This is a genomic window from Phytopseudomonas daroniae, from assembly GCF_004327285.1.
Taxonomy (GTDB): domain Bacteria; phylum Pseudomonadota; class Gammaproteobacteria; order Pseudomonadales; family Pseudomonadaceae; genus Aquipseudomonas; species Aquipseudomonas daroniae.
Genome location: NZ_QJUI01000007.1, coordinates 236,855 through 249,761 on the forward strand (window position 1 = coordinate 236,855; position 12,907 = coordinate 249,761).

Genomic DNA, 12,907 nt, shown 5'->3' on the forward strand with positions numbered 1-12,907 from the left:
CCTCACAAATGCAGTGGCGTCACACCCATGAAGTGGCCGAGGTTGCCGAGCTGGGCCAGTGCCATCTGCGGGCCGGTCTGGATCGAACAGCCGCGGGCTTGGGCGCATGCCAGCAAGGGCGTGATTTCTGGCGAGGTGACCACATCGGCGACATGGGTGGATGGCGCCAGGGTGTCGAGCAATGCCTGCGACAGCGGCAATTCGCCGCTGTCGCCCATGCCCACTGGAGATGCATTGACGAGCAGCTCGAACGCGCTCAGCGAGCTGCTGGCGCTGATACCTACGGGTATGTTCGGGAAAGCGCTGCCGAGCAGTTCGACCAGGGCGCCGCAGCGCTCGCTGCTGGGATCGAGCAGATCGAGACTGCTGACACCGGCCTGGCACAGCGAATAGGCAATGGCACTGCCGACACCTCCGGCACCGATCACCAGTGCGCGTTTGCCTGTTGCCTCGAAACCCTGCTGGCGCGCGGCATTGAGAAAGCCGTCACCATCGACGTTGTCGCCAACCAGGCTGCCATCGGCTTCGCGGCGGATCACGTTCACCGAGCGCAAGGCATGGGCGCGTTCGCTGAGTGTGTCGAGGTGTTCGACGACCTGCTGCTTGTAGGGCACGGTGACAACGCAGCCGCGCAGGTTCTGCCAGCCACGCAGGGTGTCGATGAATGTCTCGAGCGACTGGCCACGTAGATCGATGGGTAGCATCGCCAGGTTCGCGCCTTGAGCGGCGAACCAGCTGTTGAAGTTTGCCGGGGATTTGACCTGGGCGATGGGCGAGCCAACGATGGCGATCAGTTCGGTGGAGCCGGTAATCATGGGCGGTGCCTGCTAATTGGAGTTGTTGTTGGCACCGATGGTGTGTCGTGACCCAGGCAAGTACAACGCGCTTGATAGCTGTTCAGCTTGTTAATCGCACTGGCAGTGCGATAATCGCATCAATTTGATTAATGAGGTGCTGATGAAGACACCCGTGATCCATCCCCGCGACCTGATCGCCGGCCTGCAGAAGGGACTCGCGCTGATGCAGTTGTTCAGTGTCGATACGCCTCGCCTGACGGTGCCCCAGGCGGCCCGTGCAGCGGGCCTGACCAACAGCGCGGCGCGGCGCTTTCTGTTGACCCTGGTACACGATGGCTTTGCCGAGACCGACGGCAGGAATTACTGGCTGACTGCCCGGGTGCTGCGCATTGGCCAGGCTTATGTGGACTCGGCGCAATTGCCGCGCATGCTCAGGCCTATTGTCGAACAGGTGGCGCGAACTACGGGTGAGCACGTGTCGGTGGGCGTGCGCGATGGCGACGATATCGTGCATATCGTGCGTAGCCGCTATAGCCATATTTCCTCGTTGTCGATTCGGGCAGGATCACGGGTGCCCATGTACTGCACGGCCAGTGGCCGTATCTGGCTGGCCAGCCTGGAGGCCGAGGCTCTGGCAAGCTACTTCCAGCGAGTCGCGCTGCAACCGCTGACGCCCTATACACAGACAGGGCTGAAGGCGTTAGGGGACGAGGTGGCCAAGGTCGCACAGCAGGGCTACGCGACCATCGACGGAGAGTACGAAGTGGGCATGCGTGTTCTGGGGGTGCCCTTGTGCGATCGCCATGGCGACTTGAAGGCGACGCTGTCGATCACCACCCACGCGTCACGAGGCGACATCAAGGACATGTGCCAACGCCATCTGACCACGCTGTATGAGGCCCAGGCATTGCTCAGGCCGATACTGGACTGATTACAGTGCTGCCGGATTGACCCGGTGCAGGGTACGCCTGGAGTGCTTCAGGTACTGGGTCAGCTCCCGTGCCGGCAGCGGTTTGCTATAGAAGTAGCCCTGACCTTCATGGCAGCCCTGGGCGATGATGTAGGCTTCCTGGCTCGCGGTTTCCACGCCTTCGGCGATGACCTGCATGCCCAGGCTCTTGCCGAGCTGAATGATGGCGCGAACGATGGTGGCATCGTCTTCGTCTTCGAGCAGATCCTGCACGAAGCTCTTGTCGATCTTGATCTTGTCCAGCGGCAGGCTCTTCAGGTAACTGAGCGACGAGTAGCCGGTACCGAAGTCATCGATGGCTATCAGCGCTCCCGAGCGGCGCAGGCTGAGCAGGTGTTGGGCGGCGGTACTGATGTCTTCCATCAGGCCGGTTTCGGTCACTTCCAGTTCCAGGCTGCGGGGGGGCAGGCGGTACATCTGCATCAGGTTGTTGACCACCCGCGGTAGCTCGGCGTGATGCAACTGCACGGTGGACAGGTTGACTGCCATGCGCAGGTCGGCGTAGCCCTGATCATGCCATTCGCGCAACTGCCGGCAGGTCTGATCCAGCACCCATTCGCCAATCGCGATGATGCTGCCGTTCTGCTCGGCCAGTGGGATGAACAGATCCGGTGCGACCAGGCCGTGCTGCGGATGCTGCCAGCGCAGAAGGGCTTCGACGCCCACCACGCTGTGATCGCGGAAACTGATTTGCGGCTGATAGACCAGGTGCAGTTGATTCAGCGCCAGGGCGTCGCGCAGATCCTTTTCCAGTTCGCGGCGCCGACGCATCTCGCTGTCGACGCTGGCGATGTAGAACTGGTAGCGGTTGCGCGAGCGGCTCTTGGCCAGGGTCATGGTCTGTTCGGCTTTCTGCAGCAGCTTTTCGGGGCTGCCCCCGTCTTCCGGGAACAGGGTGATGCCGATGGTCGCGCGCAATTGCACCTGGTGGTCGTCGAAGGCGAACGGCGCTTCGAGATCGTCCAGCACGCTTTGCGCCAGTTCCGCGGCCTCGTAGGGTTGCTCGATATCGGCCTGCACCAGGGCGAACTGATCGCCACCGAGGCGCGCCAGGGCGCCCAGGCGGCCGCTGTGGCTGCGTAGGCGATCGGACAACGCCAGCAGCAACTGGTCGCCGGTCTGGTAGCTGAATTGTTCGTTGATGCCCTTGAAGTCATCCAGCCCGACACACAGCACGGCAACCCGGCGCTGCAGGCGCCCGGCGTCTTCGAGGATCTGCTCGAGCTGTTGTTGCAGTTGCTGGCGATTCGGCAACCCGGTGAGAAAGTCGTACTGGGACATGCGCTGCAAGCTGTTTTCGGCTTCGCGGCGCAGGTGAGTATTGCGTTCGATCGAGGCGAGCAACTGGTTGGCGGTGTTTATCCACAGCCCGAGCTCGTTCTTCTCGTTGCCGGGAAGCATGGGCAACTTGTTCTCGCTGGGGCGATCCGGGTTGATGCTGCTCAGGTGCTCGATGATCTTGGTCAGCGGCTTGGTCAGCAGCCAGTAATAGACGAGGTACAGCACCAGGCCCATGGCCAGCGCGCGCAGTACGCCGGAAATGAAGATGATCACCGAGTTGGTGATGAAGCTTTCACCATACAGGGCGGTGTCGAGCGTGATGTTCAGGTCGCCGTAGTATTCGTTGTAAGGCTCGCGGCCGACCAGGCGGGTGGTGAAGTGCTGTTCCTCGCCGAGGATCGGATCGGTCAGCCGGCGGATGGACGGTTCGGCCAGCGCTCGGCTTTTCTCGGCCAGCATCTGCTCACCGGGATGGCCGATGGAGGCCTGACGCACCGATTCATGTTGAAACAGGCCTTCGACGACCTGCATGCCCATCTCACGATCCAGGCTGTAAACCGCCTGAGTCGAGGGGTCGCGAAACATGTCGAGGATGCGCTGGGCATCGCTGGTGATCGCATGGCGGGTCTTGTAGATATCGAACACGATCTGCCCGAGGCTCAGCACCACGCCAACGGCAAGCGCGGATAACAGCACCACGCGAAGCAGTTTCACGGACAGACTGTGCTTGAGTTCCAGCTTCAAATGGCAGTTCCTTGTGCGATACCGATCGCCGGATAGGGATTGAGTATTGGCAAAGTCGTGGTGGCAGTCAAAGACCTGAGTTGCACGGCGTTTATCCAATCGTGTCGGTTGCCTGCGACACTGCGTTGTTTCGGAGACAGCCTCCAGGATTGAGTAACGCCTGTCGATCCTGACGCATCTGCCGCGTGCTGCAATAGGCACCTGCAGATAAAAATGCCCCCCTGATTCGCATCAGGAGGGCATCTCTATGCAGCACCGTGCGCTTGCAGGCAAGCGTGGCGGCGGGGTCAGGCAGCGAAGTTTTTCGCCACGAAGTCCCAGTTGACCAGGTTCCAGAACGCCTCGACATACTTCGGACGGACGTTGCGGTAGTCGATGTAGTAGGCGTGCTCCCACACATCGCAGGTCAGCAGCGGGGTATCGCCTGCGGTCAGCGGGCAACCGGCGCCGATGGTGCTGGACAGTGCCAGGGAACCGTCGGCCTTCTTCACCAGCCAGCCCCAGCCGGAACCGAAGGTGCCGATGGTGACCTTGCTGAACTCTTCCTTGAACTTGTCGAAGGAGCCGAAGGCCTTGTCGATGGCCGCGGCCAGTTCACCAGTCGGTTGACCGCCGCCGTTGGGGCTCAGGCAGTTCCAGTAGAAGGTGTGGTTCCATACCTGGGCCGCGTTGTTGAAGATGCCGCCAGAGGAAGTCTTGACGATTTCTTCCAGGCTCTTGCCTTCGAACTCGGTACCGGGCACGAGGTTGTTCAGGTTCACGACATAGGTGTTGTGGTGCTTGTCGTGGTGGAACTCCAGAGTTTCCTTGGAGATATGCGGCTGCAGGGCATCGTGTGCGTAAGGCAGCGGCGGCAATTCGAAAGCCATGGTTATTCTCCTAATCAGGTCTGTTGCGATGAGCGCAAGGCCGATCACGGGCGGCCAAACATACGTCGGCGGATTTGTACCCTTTGCGACGCAGGGCAGGGATCATAGCACCGGGGCTACTGCATAACCACGCAGCAACTGTGCGGGAAAGCGGTGCTAGAGCCCTCGTCGGCGATCAAGCGGATCGCCAGTGAAACCACCTCAGGCCAGTTTCATCAACGCCACGCCAGCGAGAATGGTCAGGCAGGCCAGCAGGCGGATCGGCGGCAGGCTTTCCTTCAGCCACAGGCGGCCGATCAGCAGGGCGAACACCACACTGGTCTCGCGCAGGGCCGATATCAGCGCCACCGGTGCCAGGGTCATCGCCCAGATGACGATGCTGTAGGCGAACATCGACATGGCCCCACCCAGCAGCCCGGCACGCCAGTGTGGGCCCAGCTCGCGAACGATGCGCGGGCCGCGTTGGCCGAGAATCACCAGCGCCATCACCAGGCCGTTCACCGCGAACAGCCACAGCGAGTAGGACAACGGGTCGCCATTGGCACGGGCACCGCTGGCGTCGGACAGCGTGTAGCCAGCGATGAACAGGGCGGTCATCAGGGCGCTGAACAGCAGGCCTCCATTGGCTTTGGCGCTACCACCGCGTACCGCCATCAACCAGATGCCGGCGACCAGCACCGCCAACCCGAGCAATTGTCCGGCTGGCAGGACTTCACCCAGCAGCAGAACCGACAGTCCGGCCACCAATAGGGGAGAACTGCCCCGGGAAATGGGATAGACCTGGCCGAGGTCGCCGTATTGATAGGCGCGGCTGAGAAAGACGTTGTAGCCGATGTGCAGCAGGGCCGAGAGGATGATCCAGGGCCAGGCCGCGGCATTCGGCATGGCCACGAATGGCAGTGCCAGCAAGGCGACGGCCCCGGCGCCGATCTGGATCAACGAGGCGGTGAGAAACCGATCCAGGCCGATTTTCAGCAGCGCGTTCCAGCCCGCGTGCAGGGCCGCCGAGGCGATCACCATGAGAAAGACGCTGGTTTCCACAGAGGCTCCGGCAGGTTGCGACGAGGGCCGCAGCATAGCATTGGCGCCAATCTCGAATCCCGTCTGGCGGAAGGCTCTAAAGCGGACTGGCGATCAACTGCCAGGCAATCGCGAACATCATCGCCGCCACGACCAGATCGATGATTCGCCAGGTCAGCGGACGAGCCAGCCACGGTGCCAGCCAGGCTGCGCCGAGCGCCAGGCACATGAACCATATCAGCGAAGCGCTGGCCGCTCCGGCTGCATAGGCCTCGGGTACTCTCTGCTGAGCGCCGAGCGAGCCGATCAGCAACACGGTATCCAGATAAACGTGGGGGTTGAGCAAGGTCACGGCCAGAGTCGCCAGCAACACTGCGCGCAGCGAGCGGGGCGTGCCGCCCTGTACCTCGAGTGCGTTCGGCCGGCAAGCGCGCAGCAGTGCCTGGGCACCGTACCAGAGCAGGAAGGCCGCGCCGCCCCAGCGGGCGATACTCAGCAGCAGTTCGCTTTGCAGCAGCAGGGTCGCCAGGCCGAAAACGCCTGCGCTGATCAGCAGGGCATCGCAGACGATGCACAGCAGCGCCACCGGCAGGTGGTGCTCGCGACGCAGGCTCTGAGCGAGGACGAAGGCGTTCTGCGCGCCAAGGGCGATGATCAGGCCGGCGGTGATCAGGAGACCGTTGCTGTAGCTTTGCCACATGACGAAAGCAATCCTTGAACGAGGGAGATGGCTATCAGTCTGCGGCGATTACTTGTATAAGAAAAAACAATATTGCTGATCGCTCATTAGGAAAATCGATTGCTCGATTACAAGTTGCTGGCCGCTCTTGCCGCGGTCGTCGAACAGGCTGGCTTCGAACGTGGCGCCCAGGTGCTGGGACTGTCGCAATCGGCGGTGTCCCAGCGGATCAAACTGCTGGAAGCGCGCATCGGTCAGCCGGTACTGCTGCGGGCCATGCCGCCGACCCCCACCGATGTTGGCCGTCGTCTGCTCAACCATGTGCAGCAGGTGCGTCTGCTCGAACGCGATCTGCAGGAACAGGTACCGGCTCTGGAGGCGGATGGTGAAACCCAGCGGCTGCGCATCGCCGTCAATGCCGACAGCCTGGCGACCTGGTGGGCGAGGGCAGTGGCGGACTTCTGCGCCACTCATCGCGTGCTGCTGGAACTGGTCGTCGAGGATCAGGAAGTGGGCCTCAAGCGCATGCGCGCCGGCGATGTCGCTGCCTGTGTGTGTGCGGCGGAGCGGCCGGTATCCGGCGCCCGCAGCCTGCCGCTAGGTGCCATGCGCTATCGAGCCATGGCCAGCCCGGCATTCATCGCCCGACACTTTCCCGCTGGCGTCACGGCCGAGCGGCTGGCCCATGTACCGGCAATCGTGTTCGGCCCGGATGACCAATTGCAGCATCGCTACCTGAGCGAACTCGGCCTGTCGGGCAGCTTCCTGCATCACCTGTGCCCGTCCTCCGAAGGCTTCGTGCGCCTGACCGCCGAGGGCCTGGGCTGGGGCATGGTGCCCGAGCCGCAGATGCACGAGGCGCTGGCCAGTGGTGAACTGGTCGAGCTGCTCGTCGACCGGCCGATCGATGTGCCCCTGTACTGGCACCACTGGCGCAATGGCGGCGAGTTGCTCGACCGGCTCACCGGGCATCTGCAGCGGCACGCGGGCGATTATCTGGTGCCACTGGCGTAAGTGGTCTGCTGCGACCCAGCGTCAGGCCTTATAGTGCGCCGACGAGCGAGCGGAGGGCGTGATGAAGATTCTGGTCACCGGAGCAAGCGGTTTCATTGGTGGGCGCTTTGCCCGTTATGCCCTGGAGCAGGGCCTGGACGTGCGCGTGACCGGACGCCGGGAAGACGCGCTGGAGCATCTGGTACGCCGCGGCGCGCACTTCGTACTCGGTGATCTGAGCGATCCGCAGTTGGCATTGTCACTGTGCAGCGATGTCGAGGCCGTGGTGCATTGCGCCGGCGCCGTGGGTGTCTGGGGGCACTACGACACCTTTCATCGCGGTAACGTGCTGCTCACCGAAAACGTTATCGAGGCGTGCCTGAAACGCCGGGTTCGACGGCTCGTTCACCTGTCCTCGCCATCGATCTATTTCGATGGGCACGATCATGTCGGTCTGAGCGAAGAGCAGGTGCCGAAGCGCTTCTCCAGCCACTACGCGCGTACCAAGTTTCTCGCCGAGCAGCGCGTGTTCGGGGCCCAGGAGTTTGGCCTGGAGGTGCTGGCGCTACGCCCGCGCTTCGTCACCGGGGCGGGCGATGTGAGCATCTTTCCACGGTTGATCGCCATGCAGCGCAAGAAGCGTCTGGCGATCATCGGCAATGGCCTGAACAAGGTCGATTTCACCAGCGTGCACAACCTCAACGAGGCGTTGCTCAGCGCCTTGCTGGCCGCCGGGCCGGCGCTGGGCAAGGCTTACAACATCAGCAATGGGGCACCGGTGCCGCTCTGGGACGTGATCAATTACGTGCTGCGCCAACTGGAGTTGCCAGCGGTCACCCGGCATGTGCCGGTCGGCCTGGCGCGCAGCGTGGCGACGTTCAATGAAGGGATCTGCAGTCTCTTGCCGGGACGCCCCGAGCCGACGTTGTCACGTCTGACCGTGGACGTGATGAATCGCAACTTCTCTCTGGACATCAGCCAGGCGCAGCAGTATCTGGATTACGAAGCGAAAGCCGGCTTGTGGCCGGCGCTGGATGAGTTCTGTCGCTGGTGGCGGGCTCAGGCGTAGATTCGCTGGCCGCGATAAATCCGTATCGAGCTGCTTGCATGCGGCATACCGTTGTCGACGCGCGGTGTCGGCAGCTCTTCGGCCATGGGCGTGTCACTCAGTTGCGCGAGGCGCAGGCCCAGTTCGCGGGTTTCTCGGTCACTGGAGGTCAGGCAGGCGGCTAGCATGGCGGATACCACGTCCTGCTGGCTGAGGCGGATTTCCACCGAGAGCTCTTCGCGCAAGCGGCGGCGCAGGTTCTTCATGCAGTCCAATATTTCTCGATTCAGTTCCATGTGCTACCCCGTGCTGGTGAAAAGAGGGCTGTCATTCAAGCCGGGTGATCACGACCGCCGATGTGCTGGCGGTCTTATTCGTTAGCAAGGTGTGTACCAGTTCACAGGCTGCGGAACTGGCCGGCTATACGCGGGTCTCTGTGCCCAATACGCCCCGCAGCGGTGCAACCGCTTCCAGGTGGCACGACACTGAAGCGCCACGTGCGAATCGGTATACTGCGAGGCATTCTGCCTCCACCGTGGTTTTCTCAAGGTTTCTCTACATGCGCAACGATGCCCACGACGAATTCGATGACGTGCCCAGCCTGACGCCGGATCGGCGTGATCAGGATGATTTCGACCCCGAGCCGCAGCCCTATGTGCGTGCTGGCGCGCCTGCCAAGGCTGCCGCCGCGCCGCGTGCTGCCAGTACCGGCCCGCTGTGGGCGCTGGTTGGCGCGTTGAGCATCGCCCTGGGCGGCGTGGGCTGGTGGAGCTTCCAGCAGATCAGCCTGATGGAGCAGCAACTGGTCGCGACCCAGGAAAGCTTCGCGCGTATCAGTGAAGAGGCGGCAGGCCGCATCCAGGATATTTCCGGCAAGGTGGTGGCGGCTGAATCCAGCGTCACCAGTGGCAGCGAGGCGCTGAAGCTGCAGGTACGCCAGTTGGAGAACAAGGTCGCCGAGCTGACCAAGCAGCAGCAGGCTGCTGGCGGCCAGCAGAGCGGGCAGGACAAGCGCATCGAGCAACTGGCCGCCGATCTCAAGGTTCAGCAGGGCGACAGTGGCAAGTACGCTGACGGGCTGAAGGCACTGGGCGGCGAGCAGGGTACGCTGAAGAGCGAACTGGCTGCCGTGAAGAGCGAGCTGGCCACGCTGAAGAGCGGCCAGGCGGATGCCGGCAAGCTGGCAGCGCAGGTCAAGAGTCTGGCTGGTGACGTCGAGGCGCTGAAGAAGGCCGGCAACTCCAACCAGGCCATCGACCGCCTGGAGCAGGATCTGCTGGTGCTCAAGAGCCAGTTGGACAATCGTCCGGCTGCCAGCGGTAACAGTACCGCCGAGTTCGATGCGTTCCGCGCGCAGACCACGCGTAGCGTCAATACCCTGCAGGCGCAGATTCAGAACCTGCAGCAGCAGATCGACGCCCGCTAGGATGATCCATCGACGTGCCGGGTGACGTACCTGGTGCGCCGATACGAATACGAAAAGGCCCGCGTGAGAGCGCGGGCCTTTTTTATTGCGCAGCGGAAAATTACAGACGCGGGTAATCGATGTAACCAACGGGGCCGGATCCGTAGAAGGTTTCGTTGTGCGCCTCGTTCAGCGCTGCGCCCTGGCGCAGGCGTTCCGGCAGATCCGGGTTGGCGATGAAGGGCACGCCGAATGCCACGGCGTCGGCCTTGCCGCTGGCCAGCCAGGCATTCGCCTGATCCTTGGAGAAGCGTTCGTTGGCGATGAACACACCGCCGAAGGCTTCCTTCAGGCTTGGCGACAGGCTGTCATCGGCTTCCCGCTCGCGGGCGCAGAGGAAGGCGATGTTACGTTTGCCGAGCTCGCGGGCCACGTAGGTGAAGGTTTCCGTGCGGTTGGAATCCCCCATGTCATGGCTGTCCGCGCGGGGTGCCAGGTGCACGCCCACGCGGCCTGGTTCCCATACGCTCAGCACTGCATCGGTGACTTCCAGCAGCAGGCGTGCGCGGTTTTCCAGGGAGCCGCCATAATTGTCGGTGCGCTGGTTGGTGCTGTCCTGCAGGAACTGATCGAGCAGGTAGCCGTTGGCCGCATGGATTTCCACGCCGTCGAAACCGGCAGCCTTGGCGTTTTCCGCGCCCAGACGGTAGGCGTCGACGACGTCGGCGATTTCTTCGGTTTCCAGGGCGCGCGGGGTGACGTAGTCCTTCGTCGGGCGAATCAGGCTGACGTGGCCGGCAGGCTTGATGGCGCTGGGAGCCACCGGCAGTTCGCCGTTCAGGTACGACGGATCGGAAATCCGTCCCACGTGCCACAGTTGCAGAACGATCTTGCCGCCGTTGGCGTGCACGGCCTTGGTCACTCCGCTCCAGCCACGTACCTGGTCATCGGACCAGATGCCCGGGGTGTTCGGGTAGCCCACGCCCATGGGGGTGACCGAAGTGGCTTCGCTGATGATCAGGCCGGCCGAGGCGCGCTGCACGTAGTACTCGGCCATCAGGGCGTTGGGTACGCGGCCCTCGTCGGCGCGGCAGCGGGTCAGGGGCGCCATGATGATGCGGTTGGCGAGTTGCAGATCGCCGATCTTGATGGGGTCGAACAGTGTGGTCATGGTCAGGATCCTCGGGTCATTCGCTGAATACGGGTTGAGGTGCGGGTGTACGGGTAGAAAAACTCAGCAGAGTGGCGATCAGTGCCAGACCGGCCAGCATGGCGGCCGCCAGCGGCACGCTGGTGAGGCCATAACCGCCAGCGATGACCAGCCCGCCGACCCAGGCGCCCAGGGCATTGCCCAGGTTGAAGGCGCCGATGTTCAGGGTCGAAACCAGGGTGGGTGCGGCGGCGCCGTAGGTCACCACGTTGACTTGCAGGGCAGGCACGGCGGCGAAGGCGGCCACGGCCCAGATAAACAGGGTGATTTCCGCCGGGATCAGCGCCTGGCTGCTCCAGCTGAACAGGGTGGAGACCACTGCCATGGCGACGAACACGCCGAGCAGGGTGCGCTTCAGGTTGCGGTCGGCGAGGCGTCCACCGAGTACGTTGCCCAGGGTCAGGCCGAGGCCGATCAGCAACAGCGTCCAGGTCACGCCTCTGGGCGAAACGCCAGTGACCTCGCCAAGCAGCGGGGCGATATAGGTGAACAGGGCGAACATCGAGGCAGCGAACAGCGCCGTGGTGCTCAGCGCCAGCCACAGGCCACCGCCACCCAGGGCGGCGATTTCACTGCGCAGGTTGGCGCGCGGTTCATCAGTGCGGCGCGGCAGTGCCATCCACAGGCCGATCAGTGCGATCACGCCGATCAGGGTCACCGCCCAGAAGGTCGAGCGCCAGCCAGCGGCTTGCCCCAGGGCGGTACCCAGGGGCACGCCCAGTACGTTGGCCAGGGTCAGGCCGGTGAACATCATCGCCACTGCCGAGGCGCGACGATTGGCCGGCACCAGGCTGGCCGCCACCACCGAACCGATGCCGAAGAACGCGCCGTGACACAGGGCGGTGATCACCCGGGCGGTCATCAGCATGTGGTAGTCACTCGCCAGGGCACAGAACAGGTTGCCGGCGATGAAGATGCTCATCAGCGAGAGCAGGGCGGCCTTGCGTGGCCAACCGGAAGTGACCAGCGCCATGAAGGGGGCGCCGAGGGCCACACCCAGGGCATAGCCAGTGACCAGCCAGCCGGCACCCGGAATCGAGACGCCGAGATCGGCGGCGACCTCGGGCAGCAGCCCCATGATGACGAATTCGGTGGTGCCGATGGCGAATGAGGATAAGGCGAGAACGAGTAAGGCTGCGGGCATGCCATCAGTTCCTGGAAAGAGGTTGTGGTTCAGAGTTCTTGGCCGATCAGGCGAAGGAAGGCGGCGATGGTTTCGTCATTGCGCTTGAAGAAATGCCATTGACCGACCTTGCGGCTGGTCACCAGGCCGGCTCGCTGCAGGGTCGCCAGATGGGCCGATACCGTGGATTGCGACAGGCCGGTGCGCTCGTCGAACTTGCCGGCACACACGCCGATGTCGAACGGGTGATCCTGCTCGGCGAAATGCGCCTCTGGCTCCTTGAGCCAGCGCAGTATGTCCCGGCGTACCGGGTGGGCCAGGGCCTTGATCACTTCGTCCAGATCGATATCGTCGGTGCTCATCGGTTTTCCTGATAGGGGGGCAACGCTATATCGCGATGCAGCGAACTTTATATCGGGACTTAACGATATACAGATCGTTCAGGCAGATAATGCATATCGACCGGCGTGATGGGAGGGGCCCTCGCTAGCGGCGTGCCGAGGCTCTAAGAACCTGTTCACGATCTTTCGAGCAATGACAGCAGAAAGGCGGGAGCGGACGCTCACTCCGTAGGGTGGATGACGCTCTTTTCATCCACCATTGCGATTGTGGAGCGGTGGACGGGTCGGGCCGCGTAGGTGAAGCGTCGTCCACCCTTGTATCTCGACTACAGCCTTTCAGTGAGGCTATGGTTCCCGACTGATCATCGGGGGAGGAGCTGCAAGCCGTGTCCACCCTTAAGCCTTGAGCTTGCAACGTAGATTGCGC

General features: G+C 63.0%; 13 protein-coding genes. 4 read left to right on the forward strand and 9 right to left on the reverse strand.

Translation table 11 applies throughout. The features are described from left to right. Positions 1 to 2: 2 nt before the first annotated feature. A complete protein-coding gene (locus tag DNK06_RS10105; protein WP_131179899.1) occupies positions 3 to 815 on the reverse strand; it encodes a shikimate dehydrogenase family protein in 813 nt (270 codons plus the stop codon). Between the two features lie 142 nt (positions 816 to 957). Between DNK06_RS10105 and DNK06_RS10110 the strand changes: the two genes are divergently transcribed. Continuing rightward, on the forward strand, positions 958 to 1,728 hold the full coding sequence (locus DNK06_RS10110; RefSeq protein ID WP_131179900.1) for an IclR family transcriptional regulator domain-containing protein: 771 nt from the start codon (positions 958 to 960) through the stop codon (positions 1,726 to 1,728). Here DNK06_RS10110 and DNK06_RS10115 read toward each other — a convergent pair whose 3' ends face one another. From DNK06_RS10115 to DNK06_RS10130, 4 genes are all read right to left on the reverse strand, one after another. After that, positions 1,729 to 3,792, reverse strand: coding sequence for a putative bifunctional diguanylate cyclase/phosphodiesterase (locus tag DNK06_RS10115; protein ID WP_131179901.1), 2,064 nt, complete (start codon positions 3,790 to 3,792; stop codon positions 1,729 to 1,731). Positions 3,793 to 4,079: 287 nt separating this feature from the next. Next, a complete protein-coding gene (locus DNK06_RS10120) occupies positions 4,080 to 4,661 on the reverse strand; it encodes a superoxide dismutase (RefSeq protein WP_131179902.1) in 582 nt (193 codons plus the stop codon). 201 nt (positions 4,662 to 4,862) lie between these two features. Further along, a complete protein-coding gene (locus tag DNK06_RS10125; RefSeq protein ID WP_131179903.1) occupies positions 4,863 to 5,702 on the reverse strand; it encodes an EamA family transporter in 840 nt (279 codons plus the stop codon). A gap of 76 nt (positions 5,703 to 5,778) precedes the next feature. Beyond that, complete coding sequence (locus tag DNK06_RS10130; protein ID WP_131179904.1) at positions 5,779 to 6,381, reverse strand: LysE/ArgO family amino acid transporter; 603 nt, start codon at positions 6,379 to 6,381, stop codon at positions 5,779 to 5,781. Between the two features lie 99 nt (positions 6,382 to 6,480). Here DNK06_RS10130 and DNK06_RS10135 point away from each other — a divergent pair, with 99 nt between their 5' ends. Together DNK06_RS10135 and DNK06_RS10140 are read left to right on the forward strand one after the other, a co-directional pair. Then, positions 6,481 to 7,374 carry a LysR family transcriptional regulator ArgP gene (locus DNK06_RS10135; protein WP_131179905.1) on the forward strand — a complete coding sequence of 298 codons (894 nt, stop codon included), beginning with the start codon at positions 6,481 to 6,483 and terminating at the stop codon, positions 7,372 to 7,374. Between the two features lie 61 nt (positions 7,375 to 7,435). After that, positions 7,436 to 8,422: an NAD-dependent epimerase/dehydratase family protein gene (locus DNK06_RS10140; RefSeq protein WP_131179906.1), complete on the forward strand. Its 987-nt coding sequence runs from the start codon at positions 7,436 to 7,438 to the stop codon at positions 8,420 to 8,422. Here DNK06_RS10140 and DNK06_RS10145 read toward each other — a convergent pair. Beyond that, a complete protein-coding gene (locus DNK06_RS10145) occupies positions 8,413 to 8,697 on the reverse strand; it encodes a hypothetical protein (protein WP_131179907.1) in 285 nt (94 codons plus the stop codon). The genes DNK06_RS10140 and DNK06_RS10145 overlap by 10 nt on opposite strands. Before the next feature lie 263 nt (positions 8,698 to 8,960). Here DNK06_RS10145 and DNK06_RS10150 point away from each other — a divergent pair, with 263 nt between their 5' ends. Further along, positions 8,961 to 9,827, forward strand: a complete 867-nt coding sequence (locus DNK06_RS10150) for an ATPase (protein WP_131179908.1) — start codon at positions 8,961 to 8,963, stop codon at positions 9,825 to 9,827. A gap of 100 nt (positions 9,828 to 9,927) precedes the next feature. Here the strand turns inward: DNK06_RS10150 and DNK06_RS10155 are convergent, their stop codons facing one another. Genes DNK06_RS10155 through DNK06_RS10165 form a run of 3 tightly spaced genes read right to left on the reverse strand, consistent with a single transcriptional unit; the run spans position 9,928 to position 12,501 of the window. Continuing rightward, positions 9,928 to 10,977: an alkene reductase gene (locus tag DNK06_RS10155; RefSeq protein WP_131179909.1), complete on the reverse strand. Its 1,050-nt coding sequence runs from the start codon at positions 10,975 to 10,977 to the stop codon at positions 9,928 to 9,930. A 16-nt stretch (positions 10,978 to 10,993) separates the two neighbouring features. Continuing rightward, positions 10,994 to 12,160 (reverse strand): MFS transporter, encoded by a 1,167-nt coding sequence (locus tag DNK06_RS10160; protein WP_131179910.1) that lies wholly within the window; start codon positions 12,158 to 12,160, stop codon positions 10,994 to 10,996. A 29-nt stretch (positions 12,161 to 12,189) separates the two neighbouring features. After that, on the reverse strand, positions 12,190 to 12,501 hold the full coding sequence (locus DNK06_RS10165; protein ID WP_131179911.1) for an ArsR/SmtB family transcription factor: 312 nt from the start codon (positions 12,499 to 12,501) through the stop codon (positions 12,190 to 12,192). Positions 12,502 to 12,907 lie beyond the last annotated feature (406 nt).